Consider the following 13,924-nt stretch of genomic DNA (forward strand, 5'->3'; position numbering starts at 1 on the left):
CACGACGGCGTCCGCGTGGCGCGCCATGAAGCCCGGCAGGTCGATGCGCGGCTCGAAGGTCGCCTTGTGCTGGCGCACGAGATCGAGGCTGTTCGCGAAGTGCACGAAGGTCGGATGCTCCTTCATGTGCATCGCGTTGACGACGAACATGTGCTGCACCGCGTCCGGCCGCGCACGGTAGAACGCGTCGCACGCGAGCATCGGGTAATGGCAGGACTTGGCGACCGATATGTTCGGTTCGAGCATCGCCAGGCACCACGGGCGGCTGCCGGGCCGATAGCCGAACGTCGCTCCTTCGGCGGCGAGCGCGGCGACGCGGCGATCGAGGAAGTACGGCGACCAGATGTGCGGCATCAGATGGACGGGCGCGCGCAGGATGGTTTTCAGCATCGGCGCCGCGGTCTTGTCGTACTGCGGCAGCAGCCACACTTCGTCGAACGGCGCGCCGTTGAAGATGTGCCCCGACGGATTTCCGAAGATCGGGGTTTCGCACAGGCCGGCATACACGTGGCCGCAGAAGAACGCGGCGATCTTCTTGCCAAGCGCCTTCATGTGCCTGAGCCATTCGACCGGCAGTTGCGCGCCCATTTCGATCACGACGTCGAGTTCGTGCGTGACGTCGGAGGGTTTCACGAGCGGGATGTCGAGGCCGTCGAGGTCGAGGCCGGTCGGCAGCGCGTTGGCGTCGCCGCCGTTCAGGAAATAGACGGGGCCGACGCGGTCGGAGCGCTTGAGCATCATCGCGAGGAACGCGATGTTCTGAGGGATGCCGTTTTCCCAGATCGCCTGGCCGTCCCGTGCAAACAGCGAGATGCCGACGGCCGGCCGCATGTCGAGGCAATTCCAGTGGGTATCATGACTGCATGTCGTATGCATCAAATTCTCGTCGTACGTCATCCAATACGATCGTTGACAAAAATTCCCCGGGCGGCGGACGCCACGCCGCGCCCGGGGGAAAATCAACGACTTACCACTGGTACGAAACCCCGCCTCCGTAGGTGCTGCCGTTGCCGCTGATCCCGACACCGAGCTTGGCCTTCAGGTTGTTGCTGAATCGCACGGACACTCCGATTGCGGACGCTGCATACCCTTGGTAGTTGCCGCCGCCAACCCCGACCGCGATCGTCTTGTCGAGATCGACCTCCGGAATCATGGTCAATGCGGTAGCCGCAGCAATGCCCGAATAAGCACGACGCGCAACCCCATTGACGGTCGACTGGACGCCCCAAAGCTGATTCATATTGGCGGCGTCGGTGCCGTTGATCCCTGGCGCCACGTTCGTCAACCGTCGCTCGCTGCCCGGCGACCCGAATGAAACCGTGTTGGGTTGCGAAGCTATCGAGCCACTGCCAATTGCAACGGAGTTTGGCGCGCTCGCCACACTGCCTTGTCCGACCGCAGTCGTATTGGCTCCCGACGCAGTCGAGCCTTGGCCCAAGGCTGTCGAGTTATCTCCCGTCGCGGCTGCGGCCTGACCGTCGGCCTTCGAATTGACACCCGAGGCTATGGCGCCCTGGCCCTCAGCGGTCGAGTTTTGCCCCGACGCGACTGCCCCTTCGCCCACCGCGGTCGAATTCGTGCCGGTCGCCGACGCCCCTTGACCAACGGCCGTCGAGTCTGCTGCTGCCGATGCTCCGCTGCCAAGAGCGGTACTACCGTCCGTCGTCTCAGTCTTGATCGACGTGAGCGGAGCAACCGCGGTTGAAAGCGATGCCAAGCTATCGTTGGTCGTCGAAAGTCCAGTCGACAGAGAGGTCACGCTACTGTCTGTGGTGCTCAGTCCCGTGGACAACGACGTAATACTGCTATTTGCCGAACTGAGGCCGGTCGATGCTGATGTCGACAACGATGTCACGCTGCTGTTGGTCGAGCTCAGGCCCGTCGACAGCGAGCTAACGCTGCTTGTCGTCGAGGTGGACAGTGACGAAACCGTGCTGTTCGTCGTGCTCAGACCCGTCGACAGTGACGCGACATTGCTACTGGTTGCGCTCAGGCTTGTCGACAGCGAACTGACAGCAGTGGAAGCCGATGTTGAGAGCGCCGTGACCGTACTGTTGGTCGTGCTCAGGCCCGTCGACAGCGAGCTCACGCTGCTCGAGGTCGAAGTCGACAACGACGAGACCGTGCTATCCGTCGTGCTCAGACCGGTCGACAGCGAGCTGACGCTGCTCGAGGTCGAGGTCGACAACGACGACACCGTGCTGTCCGTCGTGCTCAAACCCGTCGACAGCGAACTCACGCTGCTCGAGGTCGAAGTCGACAGCGACGACACCGTGCTGTCCGTCGTGCTCAAACCCGTCGACAGCGAGCTGACGCTGGACGAGGTCGAGGTCGACAACGACGACACCGTGCTGTCCGTCGTGCTCAGACCCGTCGACAGCGAGCTGACGCTGCTCGATGTCGAAGTCGACAACGACGAGACCGTGCTATCCGTCGTGCTCAAACCCGTCGACAGCGAGCTCACGCTGCTCGAGGTCGAGGTCGACAACGACGAGACCGTGCTATCCGTCGTGCTCAAACCCGTCGACAGCGAGCTCACGCTGCTCGAGGTCGAGGTCGACAGCGACGACACCGTGCTGTCCGTCGTGCTCAGACCGGTCGACAGCGAGCTCACGCTGGACGAGGTCGAAGTCGACAGCGACGACACCGTGCTGTCCGTCGTGCTCAGACCGGTCGACAGCGAACTCACGCTGGACGAGGTCGAAGTCGACAGCGACGACACCGTGCTGTCCGTCGTGCTCAGACCGGTCGACAGCGAGCTGACGCTGCTCGAGGTCGAAGTCGACAACGACGAGACCGTGCTATCCGTCGTGCTCAGGCCCGTCGACAGCGAGCTCACGCTGCTCGAGGTCGAGGTCGACAGCGACGACACCGTGCTGTCCGTCGTGCTCAGACCGGTCGACAGCGAGCTCACGCTGGACGAGGTCGAAGTCGACAGCGACGACACCGTGCTGTCCGTCGTGCTCAGACCGGTCGACAGCGAACTCACGCTGGACGAGGTCGAAGTCGACAACGACGACACCGTGCTGTCCGTCGTGCTCAAACCCGTCGACAGCGAACTCACGCTGGACGAGGTCGAGGTCGACAACGATGAGACCGCGCTGTCCGTCGTGCTCAGACCGGTCGACAGCGAGCTGACGCTGCTCGAGGTCGAAGTCGACAGCGACGACACCGTGCTGTCCATCGTGCTCAGACCGGTCGACAGCGAGCTGACGCTGCTCGACGTCGAGGTCGACAACGACGAGACCGTGCTATCCGTCGTGCTCAGACCGGTCGACAGCGAACTCACGCTGGACGAGGTCGAAGTCGACAGCGAATCCAGGTTGCTGTTGGTCGAGCTCAGGCCGGTGGACAGCGAAGTGATCGAGCTGGTCGCCGACGACAGACCAGTCGATGCAGAAGTTGACAGTGAACTCAACTGACTGTAGTTCACTGCGTCGGTCGGATTCACGCCTGCTGCCACGTTAGTCAATGTGACGGGCGTCGTCGCGCCGACACCGCCTAATGTCACCGACGTATGTGCCGAATTGTCATACTGTACTGAATTTGCGACGCCGGTGGACAGCGAAGCCACTGAGCTATTCGCCGAGCTCAGGCCCGTCGACAACGAAGTGACACCGCTTTGCGCCGTGCTGATCCCGGTGGAGGTCGACGTCGACAGCGAAGCAACCGAGCTGTTGGTCGAGCTCAGGCCCGTCGATAACGAAGTAACACCGCTTTGCGCCGTGCTGATCCCGGTCGATGTCGAAGTCGACAGCGATGCGACCGAGCTGTTGGTCGAGCTCAGGCCCGTCGACAACGAAGTGACACCGCTTTGCGCCGTGCTGATCCCGGTCGATGTCGACGTCGACAGCGAAGCAACCGAGCTATTCGCCGAGCTCAGACCTGTCGACAACGAAGTGACACCGCTTTGCGCCGTGCTGATCCCGGTCGATGTCGACGTCGACAGCGATGCGACCGAGCTGTTGGTCGAGCTCAGGCCCGTCGACGTCGAAGTCGACAGCGACGCAATCGAGTTGCTGGCCGACGAGAGACCCGTCGACGTCGAGGTCGACAGCGATGTCACCGCACTGCTCGTTACACTCAACCCCGTTGATAGCGACGTCACGGAGTTGTTCGTCGAACTGAGCGCGGTAGAAAGTGACGCAATTGAACTGGTTGCAGATACAGCGCCGGCAACTGCAGTGGACAGGCTTGTCACGCTCGAGCCAACGGCGGTAATAGCCTGATTAGTTGCATAAAGCTGCGATCCGTTAACAGCGTCGGTACTAGTTGACGAAATCCGCCCTGCCGCGACGTTCGTGATCGTTCGCTCCGAACCAACTGCACCCACACTTACGGTCGAGGCGGGACTTGTGCCCGCAAAGCTGTACGTTACACCGTTGATTGTTGTGCTAGTCGTCGCAACCGCAGCAGAACTCACCGACCCAGAGCCTAAAGCCACATCGCCACTATTCGCTGCTTTGGCTCCGTACCCAATCGCCGTCGCATTCACGGCCGACGCAGTAGCGTTCCCACCAATGGCCGTGGCACCCGCCGCGGACGCAGCCGCGAACGAACCAAGCGCTGTAGCTGAATATCCCGAAGCGGTAGTGTCCCAGCCGATAGCCGTTGCTGGAGCCGTGGTCCCGATTATGCTCGAGCCCGAGTTCGCGGTGGCAGCTGAACCGATTGCAATATCGCCGGCGGTCACCGCATACGTTATCCCAGTGTTGCCGCCGATCGCGATCGCCCCTGTTACAAGGGTCGCACCTCCGCCCGCCGCATATTGCGCGAAAACGGCATGCGGGGACGCAATCAGTGCAACGGCCAACAACGCGACTACACTTCGCTTATTCGGTTTTCCGCGAGCCGAATCGTTTTCAGAGGCGGCCACCCAAGCACCAAGCGCCTCGTTCCAAATTGTCCTGTAACTCTTATTCATCGAGATCGCCGTCTGTGCTGGGCCACTGGTGACTACCACCGTGCCACTTCGATATGAAGTCAACCCATACAAGAGAGGATCGACGCTCTACCGGCGAGTCAAATACAAAAGCAACTCGCCGGCTAGTGATAATTTTCCAATTTACCACCGCATTCCAGACTGAACTATTTTCACGAAACTGCACCAATTTGGCGAACAAATGCAAATCTTAGTTAACTTTAACATCTCGCGCTGAACATTAATCCAACCCTCAATTCTGGATCAAAACAACAATGACCCCAGCTCGGTATCTGCTAGCCGATATATGGTCTGATCTTTTCAAATTTTTCTTCCAAACCAATGATTCCGCACAATTGCGAAAGCATGCATCTCGGAAGCGTGACAATATTTCAGAAACGACGGCGAAATACGCCCGCCCCAGGCTATCTAGAGGTCTCCGTCGCGAATGGGCTCCACACACCCTATTTGCTACAACAGTCGAACCTTGATCGACCCCGTTTTAGGACATCCCAGCTTATTTCTCCAAATCCATTGAGAATGGCGCGGATCGCCTTATTCCAAAGGATACGTTAATGCAAGCATACAAAAGCTACTTGGATCTCAAGAAGCGATTAGACCAAGAATTTGAACTTGAAAAACTGAGAATATTTGACGCAGTAAGCTCAGAAGTTTGAGCATGCGTCGAGCCATTCAAAATTTCAGAAGATGATACCCCCCGAAGACACAAAAATAGACAGAAGAGGAAAGTCAAATACTATGACCCGGTATCTGGATGTACGTGATCAGGAGTCTGACGCGAACCACTTTTGATTAAAGGGAAGGACAATAAAAACTATCTTATCGCGCCAGAACATCACAAATAATTAAGCACAAGCGCCCCCTGACGATGCATCAATGGCACCGACATCCGACTACGATTATTTGACGAAATATCGAAGCACTGGCAGATATCTAAACATATGGATACTCCGGTTTAACGTATAGCGGCGCGTCACAGAGATTTTCAAGTGCCACCATTTCAACCCCGGAAGGCAACTCCAATCAATTGTCGACAACGAGACATGAAGATTCTGATTTTAGATAACAGAGAGTCATACGGAGATCTCCTAAATTCTTTATTGCAACATCATGGAAATGAGGTAACCCTTGTAAAGGACAACGCCTACGCAGTACGCACTTTGCAGCAGTCGATGTTTGACCTAATCATCCTTGATTTGATCAAATCCGCCATTTCCGGACTTGACATTCTCCGCTGGATTCGCAACAACTTCGGCTACAGAGTTCCTGTTTTAACCTTATCGAATGGATTGGCAGATTATTCGACGACAGACGCACTCAACGCCGGGGCGGACGACTGCATTCGGATGCCCGTGAGTAAAAGCGAGTTTATCGCGCGGGTGAATGCGATTGCCCGGCGAGCAAACATCCCAAGCGAATCAGACACCTCGATTTCGATCGGAGATTACATGGTCCCGCGCGGCGGACGAAATATCTTTATCAAGGGAGAACCAATTAAAGTAACAAGAAAGGAATTCGATATCATTGCCACACTTTTTAGAAACATTGAATGCGTGGTCCCACGCGAATACCTTATTGCTCACGTCTGGGGAAAAGATAGGGACACCACATCTCGCTCACTTGACACCCATATATATCGCGCAAAAACCAAATTGGGACTAAACGGAGCGCACGGCCTTTCATTACAGTCTATATACACGGTTGGCTATCGACTTGAGCGGGTCAGGAAATAGCCGCCCCCCCTCAGGACATCACTCTGTCGCGTCGTGATTTCTTCCATGGAGCGTCACCAACGGTTGCTGGCAACACGATTCCGACCCCGATCTCTGCTTTGAGCGACAACAGAAAATCGCACCAGCACGGACAGATGGTCGCGCTGACATAGCTCCCATATAGGCGAGACCAGGGACACGACCGTGACGAAATTGATTATTCGACACGATGATGGCGAATCAGGGGTCACATTGAAGCAACTCAGGTCAACCCAATGATGCTCTGCCCCCATACCGCTTAGTTTTGCTTGCCGACCTGATCGCAGCTAGTCAACCACTCGTATCCGTACCTCCGTGATGTATGCCGGGATGCCACACACCTCAGGTGCTGAATCGTCGAACTCCGCATCCGAACGTACCAGGCGCGATCAATCCTGATGCGACAACGGATTAGCTGCGGTGTGGTGAGCCGACCTCGCCCACTCAAACCACGAACAAACTTGCAGGGACAGCAGACCGAAGAGCACTGAGACTCCATTTAACATGGCAGAGAATTCGCAATACGAAACAACCCTCGCGTTTATGTTCGAAATGTGTTCAAATCGTCTCGCCTTCATCCTCATGCCTTTCGTCTGTCATGGATACCAGTTCGGCTTCGCAATTTCCTTGCCTCGACGCGTCTCCATCAGAGGGGCCAGTTCTGTCGATGCTACCGGAGGCATGGAAGAGCACATCGCTAGAATCGCCATGGGACGGAATCCAGGTGCACGACTATCAGATCAGCGAAGCGGGTGAAGTGCGCGATCTGCAATTCGAATCGAATCTACTTCTTTGCTTGTACCGAAAGCCACACAGACTGGTCGAGAGTCTGAACCGATTCGGTCGGTGGCAACACGCCGACGCTTCAGATGGCAGTGTTGCCTATGGCCCTCCTAATGCAGCGTTGAACTACCGATGGGGAGACAACCTCGACCAAACCCATCTCATCATCAACATCGATTGGCTTCAGGGAGTCACCGGCCGGGGGCCGATCCCGCTGGATGGATGGTTTGCGGGTCTCCATGATCGCTTGCTGGTCCAACTCATCGACGAGATATACCGAGACGCAATTTCTGGTACTCCTACTGGCATCGAACATTCGGAATGGCTTGCGCTCTCAGCACTTTACCGCTTCACCGCGTTAGCCCGAAACACTACGTGGGAGTGCAACATGGCACGCGCAGACGCAATCATGGATAGGGCTTTAGAGTTTATTCATGCCGAGCTTGATTCAACGCTGCGTGTACGAGAGGTAGCAAGCGCCGCCGGCTTCGATTCAAATTTGTACGGCTTCATCCGCCTGTTCTCTCGATACACCGGTCTTCCTCCCCATCAATACGTGATGGAAGCTCGCCTCGAGCGGGCCAAGAACATGTTGCTTAAGGGGCACGGAAGCGTAACTGACGTGGCGCTCGCTTGTGGCTTCAACAATATGAGTCATTTTTCTACCGCTTTCAAACGCCGATGGACTGTTTCGCCGTCCAGCTTGATCAAGCGAAGTCAATGATATTCATCAAAATCTTATAACACTTATTTTTGATCGGCGACGGATAACTTTGGTTGCCGCATATCGCTCCAGATTATTTTTATTGCATAAAAGTGCAGATTGAAATTGCTGACAATATACCTAAACCTCAAAAGCCTCGACACTTTACAACGCCGCGCGCCGCCTAAGTCGGCGCTCTCGCATAGACAGTCTCGCGCATGAAATTAATCAAAGAAATCTCTCGATTGCGCTGGTGGGTCGTCGCGCTCGGCTGCCTCGGGACAGTCATCGATTATCTTTCGCGCAACGCTCTTGGGGTAATGGCACCCGAACTCAAATCCGTTTTGAACATAAACACGCAGCAATACGCGTATGTCGTCGCTGCATTTCAGGCTGGCTATTTGCTGATGCAGCCAGTGTGTGGCCTGGTCATCGACTTGATCGGACTCCGAGTCGGCGTTGCACTATTCTTATTCCTCTCATCATTCGCGGGCGTCCTACATGGCGTCGCCGGAGGATGGGTGTCTCTGGCGGCCTTGCGCGCAGTAAAAGGGGCCGCCGATGCTGCCGCGATTCCCGCCGGGATGAAAATCGTTTCCGAATGGTTTCCGAATCGCGAAAAATCTGTCGCAGTCGGCTATTTCAACGCAGGCACGTCGCTCGGCTCACTCTTAGCGCCGCCGGTAGTCGTCTTCCTCTCTCGGCAATATGGCTGGCAGAGTGCGTTCTCAGTTACCGGCGCGCTGGGCTTCGTATGGTCAGCAATTTGGTATCTCGCCTACCGCTCACCGGCGCAATGCCGGCGAACAGGCCAGAAGGAACCGGCTAGATTTCTGGGTAAACAGACATCAGCCGCCCCTAACCGGCACGAAGGGATTCGCCGCATAGCAAACGTGCTTCGAACGCGCAGTTTTTGGGCGATAGCCCAGGCACGCTTCTTTGCCGAGCCAGTCTGGCAGACCCTAATTTTCTGGGTTCCGCTCTATCTGGCAACAGAACGGCACATGGACCTAAAGCAGATTGCGCTGTTCGCCTGGCTACCGTTCCTCACGGCCGATATGGGTGGGCTTTTCGGCGGATACTTGTCGCCGTTCCTGATCAAGCGCTGCCATATACCGCTAATCTGGTCGCGAGTCGCCGGTGTGGCTCTCGGAGCCGTTATGATGCTTGGACCGGCGTTCATTGGCCTCGCCGCTACACCGATACAAGCAATCGCTCTGTTCTGTGTTGGTGGTTTCGCGCATCAGATGATCTCCGTGCTGCTCAATACGCTGTCCGCAGACATCTTCGAAACTCATGAAGTTGGCACTGCCGCGGGGTTGGCCGGCACGATCGCATCTATCGGAGGCCTCGGATTTTCGTTGCTATTGGGCGCAGCTTCAGACCGATTTGGATATGGGATTTTCTTTGGGGCATTCGGAGCCTTCGATCTACTGGGTGCAACGATGCTTGTTATCCTTTTGCGTGGCGTGACGCAGCCGATGAAGGCAGAGACAGCTGGCGAAAACCGTATAGTCTGATATTTGGACCGATGGGAGGTGGTCAAGGAAATTCAGACCATTGGAATCGACACATGAATCGCCCTGATCTTTTGGAGGCTCCAACCCCTGAGAGAATGGAGCCTTGTACAAAAAGCCAAGCAAATTTTCCCCGGATATCGGAGCGCGCGCAGTGCGCTGGGTATGCCAGCAGTACAGCGAGCACCCACCTGTCAGTACAAATCGAAATAGTCGCACCGGTCATCGCCTGCACATCACAGGCGTGGTCGGTTCGGATCTAACCCGACGAGGTTGACCGCGGAAAACTCCATGGCATGAACACGGCCGAGCTTGAATGCACCAGCGGTGTCCGGGAGCATTCGAACGCGTTTTTCGCGCAGGCAGAACTCGGCCGTCGAATCGAGATCCTAAAGTCTCTTCATCAATCGGAGAGCGAGAACCGGCATACACTTCCGTCTTGCGGATCGATCGGACCGTAGATTCGCCAGTCCAGAAAGTCACTATGCGGTACCCGAACCTGTACAGCGAATCTCTGGTCAGACGACAAACTCACGGTGCGACGATCTGATAGGGAAAATACTTCCGAGCGATCTTATTGAACGTACCATCCTGCTTCAATGCAGCAATCGCCTGATTGAGGCGATCCAGCAGCGCACGATCTTGTTTTCGGACCCCAAAGGCCACCCCCGTACCGAATATTTCCTTGTCCTGCAGCGGCGCGCCGACGAGCGCGAAACCTTTCCCTTCTGGCCTGTTCAGGAAGCTGTCTTCGGCGGTTTTTTGCGTTTGCAAAGCGGCGTCAAGGCGCCCAGCAGCCAAGTCGGCGAAAACCTGCCCCTGGGATGGGTAAGTGACCACGACGACGCCATTGGGTGCCCATTTGGCTTCAGCGTAGCGCTGCTGGGTCGCGCCCTGCAACACACCAATATGCTTGCCTTTGAGCGACTCGCTGGTCGGCAGAAGATGGCTGTCGGCTCGCGCGACCAGTCGAATCGGGGGAACGTAGATCACCGACGTAAAATTGATTTCCCTTTCGCGCTGCACCGTTGCCCACATAGCCGAGTTGATCGCATCGAACTTGCGTGCCATCAGACCCGGAATGAGGCCATCGAACGAACCCTCAACCCATGTGCATTTAAGCTGCAGCTTCGCGCACACGGCATTGCCGATGTCGATATCGAAACCAGCCAGTTCGCCGCTGGGGAGCTTGTATTCAAATGGGGGATAGTCCGCTTCAATTCCAAAGCGTAGCGTGTCGGCGGCAAACGCCGATGACGCCAGCAGGCACAGCAACGTGGTAGTCACCAGTTCTTTCATCACATCCCCTTTATGAATCGAATTATCAACTTGAGTGCAATACATATTGGGCTGGCGGCGTCATGAAGATCCGCGCGAGATGAATCGCCCTGCCCGCTTTCCGGTAGTAGCGCTGTCTCGCCAAGACAACGTCCCGTTCACCCACACAGCCTCGATACCGCGCGCGGCGCGAGTTGGAGCTTCAAACGTCGCGAGGTCCTCAATCCGATGAGCATCGAAAAGCACAAGGTCGGCGAAATTGCCGGGTCTGAGCTCACCGCGGCCTTTAAGGCCAAAGCGTTGTGCAGTCAGGCCTGTCATCTTGCGTACCGCTTCCTGGACGGGGAACAGATTCAAATCCCTGCTATAGCGGCCGATTACGCGAGCGAACGTGCCCCACAGCCGTGGATGTGGCCGGGGGTCGTTGGGCAGGCCGTCCGAACCGATCATCGTTGCCGGATGCGCAAGAATCCGCTGAACATCCGACTCCAGCATCTCGTGATAGATGGCGCCCGCAGGCTCGAGGCGCCGCGCTGCGTCTACTTGCGGAATGTCCCATTGCTGTGCGATCTCAGCCAGCGTCCGCCCCGCCATTTCGGGCCACGTCTTCGACCATGTAATACGAATTTCGATCCCGTCATCGACGAGATTAGGATCGAGCGTGGTAGAACTCGCCGCATAGGGATAACAGTCGCAAGCGGGGCGTAGCCCCGCTTGCAATCTGCCGATGCGCTCAAGCACCTCGGTACTTCTTCCCCAGTTCCGACGGCCTGCACACTTCAGATGTGAAATCACCACGTCGACGTTCGCTGCAAGGCCAATTCCAACTGCCTCGTCGATAGCTTCGAGAATCGAGTCATCTTCCGAACGGATATGACTGACATAGAGCCCGTCCATATCTTCGAGCTCTGCCGCGAGCGCCTCGATTTCGCTTGTCGGCGCACACTGTGCGTTTCGATATGCCAGGCCGGTACTCAGTCCTATGGCACCGGCTCGCAATGCGTCCTTCAGCTCATTTTTCATCGCTGCGATCTCGGCTGAGGTTGCTGCACGCCGGAGATCACTCATATGATTGCTGCGGAGCGACGTATGGCCGATCAGTGCTGCAACGTTTACGGCAGGCATCGCGCGGTTAACGGCCTCGACATAGGCATTAAAAGAGTGATATCGGAAATCCCGCGTATCGCCCAGAAGGTTGATAGGGTCGGGCGGCTCGCCTCTTAGCCGTACCGGCGAACCGCTGATACCGCAGTTTCCAACCACGACCGTGGTAACGCCTTGCGATATCTTGGATAGCATCTCCGGGTGATTGACGACGTGGAGGTCATCGTGGGTATGGGCATCGATGAAGCCCGGTGCCAGGAAGAGCCCATGCGCCTGAATTTCCTCATTGGCGCTTCCTCCTGAGCAGGTTCCGATTGCAGCGATTTTTCCGTCCGCGACGAACAGGTCCGCCACATAAGGCTGGGATCCCGTGCCGTCGACGATCCATGCTCCCCGAATAATCGTATCAAATGCGTTCATCAATTTCTGCAAGGTGGAATGTCCGGGGAGCGAAAGGTGTCCACCGTCCGCAGATCTTGCAACGGACGATCGGCCAAAACAAATGAAGCTTCCTCATGCTCCAATCGATTTTCTTCATGCGATTCGTGTCGCGAGGATCATTTGACAAATCGGATGTGACCAGCTGTAATCGTGAACAGCCTTTCCGGACCCAGAAATGCACCGACTACCGCCATTACACGCGTTGCGGGTTTTCGAAGCCGTCACCCGTCTTCGCAGTTTTACCGCTGCGGCCGCCGAACTCCACCTGACCCAAAGCGCGGTTAGCCACCAGATCAGCAATCTTGAAGAGTTTTTCGGGTTTCCGTTGCTCGATCGCCGAAAACGCACACCAGCACCAAACGCTTCGGGCGAAGCCTTGTTCGCCGGTGCACAGGCTGCACTCGAGGTCATCGCGCGAACCGTCGCGCAGTTGCGAGACACCAATCAAAATCAGATCCGCATCAAAACCTATCCTTCGTTCGGATTTCTGTGGCTTATGCCTCGCTTGTGTGATTTCTATCTTACACATCCAGGCATCAAGGTCAGCTTGACGACGGTGTCGACCGAGTCACCCATTACACGGTGGGATGAATACGATTACACCATCGAGTACGGTAGGGGAGAAGATTGCGGAAATAACGCCGAATTGCTGCACGAAGAGTCACTGACGCCGCTTTGCGGTCCAGCCTTGTGTCCCGGCGGCAGTGGATCGATGAAGCCCAAAGACCTGGTCTCCATGACGATGATTCACCCGACAAGCGATTGCAGTGACTGGCCCAAATGGTGGAAGGCTGCCAGGATGACTCCGCGGGATCTTGGGCAAGCACAGAAGTTCGACACCGATTACATGGCGCTTTCGGCAGCCAAGCGCGGGATGGGGGTGACTATTAGCGACCCGCTACTCGCGGCTTCCGACCTAGCCGAGGGGTTGCTCCTTGCACCGTGCGATCTACTCATCAAAACGGGGAAGGGTTACTACCTTGCCTCAGCGCCTGATACGCAACCCAGCGCGCCGATGACGCTGCTGCGGGACTGGCTATTTGCAACGGTGCACGAGTCGCAGGGGTCGCAGGGGTTGAGTCACGATTGATTAATGACTCCCATGACCGCCGTTTGCGCCAGGCTGTAGTCGCATAGTCGAGAAGCGCGACGGGCTTCAGAAAAATTCGACGAGTGACGCAGGAACGTACAGATACAGAACCGTGTCGAACTCCGATTTCGCGACCACGCTGACCACCGGCACGAAGATGTACGAGCACCTGAGCTTCCGCCTCGACGGCAACTGCCACCGGTATCTGACCCGCTATGTACTGAGCAAGCCGTAGGCCTATACTCCATAAGCGGAACGCGTTTTACCGCTCACCTGCAGCAGCAGCCAGCACCATGAAAATACCCGCAGGCCTAG

The 13,924-nt window shown here is 56.6% G+C and carries 9 protein-coding genes and 1 pseudogene; 5 read left to right on the forward strand and 5 right to left on the reverse strand.

All coding sequences use genetic code 11. From position 1 onward, the window contains the following. The 3 genes and pseudogenes from U5771_RS33935 to U5771_RS35670 form a co-directional block, all read right to left on the reverse strand. Positions 1-876 (reverse strand): DUF2827 family protein (locus tag U5771_RS33935; protein WP_322027987.1); only part of this gene is annotated, 876 nt, incomplete at its 3' end. 91 nt (positions 877-967) lie between these two features. After that, positions 968-4,729: a YadA-like family protein gene (locus U5771_RS33940; RefSeq protein WP_415859468.1), complete on the reverse strand. Its 3,762-nt coding sequence runs from the start codon at positions 4,727-4,729 to the stop codon at positions 968-970. A gap of 126 nt (positions 4,730-4,855) precedes the next feature. Then, positions 4,856-4,924: pseudogene (locus U5771_RS35670) on the reverse strand (ESPR domain-containing protein); the annotation flags it as partial. A gap of 1,061 nt (positions 4,925-5,985) precedes the next feature. On the opposite strand from U5771_RS35670, the gene U5771_RS33945 reads away from it, so the two are divergent. From U5771_RS33945 to U5771_RS33955, 3 genes are all read left to right on the forward strand, one after another. After that, positions 5,986-6,675 carry a response regulator transcription factor gene (locus U5771_RS33945; RefSeq protein WP_322027988.1) on the forward strand — a complete coding sequence of 230 codons (690 nt, stop codon included), beginning with the start codon at positions 5,986-5,988 and terminating at the stop codon, positions 6,673-6,675. Positions 6,676-7,417: 742 nt separating this feature from the next. Further along, complete coding sequence (locus U5771_RS33950) at positions 7,418-8,200, forward strand: AraC family transcriptional regulator (RefSeq protein WP_322027989.1); 783 nt, start codon at positions 7,418-7,420, stop codon at positions 8,198-8,200. A gap of 197 nt (positions 8,201-8,397) precedes the next feature. Further along, positions 8,398-9,699: an MFS transporter gene (locus U5771_RS33955; protein WP_322027990.1), complete on the forward strand. Its 1,302-nt coding sequence runs from the start codon at positions 8,398-8,400 to the stop codon at positions 9,697-9,699. Positions 9,700-10,227: 528 nt separating this feature from the next. On the opposite strand, the gene U5771_RS33960 is transcribed toward U5771_RS33955, so the two are convergent. After that, on the reverse strand, positions 10,228-10,995 hold the full coding sequence (locus tag U5771_RS33960) for an ABC transporter substrate-binding protein (protein WP_322027991.1): 768 nt from the start codon (positions 10,993-10,995) through the stop codon (positions 10,228-10,230). 60 nt (positions 10,996-11,055) lie between these two features. Further along, a complete protein-coding gene (locus U5771_RS33965; protein ID WP_322027992.1) occupies positions 11,056-12,498 on the reverse strand; it encodes a D-aminoacylase in 1,443 nt (480 codons plus the stop codon). Between the two features lie 196 nt (positions 12,499-12,694). Here U5771_RS33965 and U5771_RS33970 point away from each other — a divergent pair, with 196 nt between their 5' ends. Further along, positions 12,695-13,609, forward strand: coding sequence for a LysR family transcriptional regulator (locus U5771_RS33970; protein ID WP_322027993.1), 915 nt, complete (start codon positions 12,695-12,697; stop codon positions 13,607-13,609). A 112-nt stretch (positions 13,610-13,721) separates the two neighbouring features. Further along, complete coding sequence (locus U5771_RS33975) at positions 13,722-13,844, forward strand: hypothetical protein (RefSeq protein ID WP_322027994.1); 123 nt, start codon at positions 13,722-13,724, stop codon at positions 13,842-13,844. The last annotated feature ends 80 nt before the right edge of the window (positions 13,845-13,924 follow it).

Origin of the sequence: Burkholderia sp. BCC1977 (genome assembly GCF_905339595.1) — a bacterium.
Lineage (GTDB): Bacteria > Pseudomonadota > Gammaproteobacteria > Burkholderiales > Burkholderiaceae > Burkholderia.

What these genes read in the sequence shown, in the direction of transcription:
- U5771_RS33945 (WP_322027988.1), top strand. Translation starts at nt 5,986, where the DNA reads ATGAAGATTCTGATTTTAGATAACAGAGAGTCATACGGAGATCTCCTA.
- U5771_RS33955 (WP_322027990.1), top strand. Translation starts at nt 8,398, where the DNA reads ATGAAATTAATCAAAGAAATCTCTCGATTGCGCTGGTGGGTCGTCGCG.
- U5771_RS33960 (WP_322027991.1), bottom strand. Translation starts at nt 10,995, where the DNA reads ATGAAAGAACTGGTGACTACCACGTTGCTGTGCCTGCTGGCGTCATCG.
- U5771_RS33965 (WP_322027992.1), bottom strand. Translation starts at nt 12,498, where the DNA reads ATGAACGCATTTGATACGATTATTCGGGGAGCATGGATCGTCGACGGC.
- U5771_RS33970 (WP_322027993.1), top strand. Translation starts at nt 12,695, where the DNA reads ATGCACCGACTACCGCCATTACACGCGTTGCGGGTTTTCGAAGCCGTC.